3 tRNA genes are annotated in these 732 nt (G+C 55.6%); all 3 read left to right on the forward strand.

The window, feature by feature from the left end:
* The first annotated feature begins 52 nt into the window (after positions 1-52).
* The 3 genes from AC1DQ3_RS36595 (at position 53) to AC1DQ3_RS36605 (ending at position 687) form a co-directional block, all read left to right on the forward strand.
* Positions 53-129: transfer RNA gene (locus AC1DQ3_RS36595), tRNA-Asp, on the forward strand.
* 299 nt (positions 130-428) lie between these two features.
* A tRNA-Ala gene (locus tag AC1DQ3_RS36600) sits at positions 429-504 on the forward strand.
* Between the two features lie 107 nt (positions 505-611).
* Positions 612-687: transfer RNA gene (locus AC1DQ3_RS36605), tRNA-Glu, on the forward strand.
* The last annotated feature ends 45 nt before the right edge of the window (positions 688-732 follow it).

Consider the following 732-nt stretch of genomic DNA (forward strand, 5'->3'; position numbering starts at 1 on the left):
ACGTTCGGTCTGTCGTCGGGAGCTTTTGGCTCGTGGCGATAAGCAAGAGTATGGAGTGGTAGTTCAGTTGGTTAGAATACCGGCCTGTCACGCCGGGGGTCGCGGGTTCGAGTCCCGTCCACTCCGCCAACACTAAGCCCGCATGGTTATGCCATGCGGGTTTTTTCTTTTGCTGTTCGGCGTTTGCGCCGGCAGTCCTCCGATAATCTCCGGCTAATCGACGTCGCTGGTGCGCGGCGCATTATTCGCCGGCTGTGCCTGCTGGGTGACCGGGTATTAATGCGCCAGCGCTCTGTTATAGGTTTGCCTGATCCCGGATATAATCGATCCACCACCCGAAAGGGGTTGTCAAAAAGCAGGGTTGTTTATATAATCCTGTCTTCGCCGAAGCAACGGCGAAAACGGCAGCGGCAGTAACGAAGTACCATGGGGCTATAGCTCAGCTGGGAGAGCGCTTGCATGGCATGCAAGAGGTCAGCGGTTCGATCCCGCTTAGCTCCACCAAAATGCCGGAAGTTTCGAGTGTGGTAAGTCGAGGCTTCCAGTGTGGCGAAGAACTGGTTATCCAGGTATTTGCCGCGCGAGACGGAACAGGTTGAAAGCCAGGTTCTGTCCCCTTCGTCTAGAGGCCTAGGACATCACCCTTTCACGGTGAGTACAGGGGTTCGAATCCCCTAGGGGACGCCAAATAACGAACGTAACCAAACGTTCGGTCTGTCGTCGGGAGCTTTT

It is taken from the genome of Cupriavidus sp. 01T418 (genome assembly GCF_056398885.1).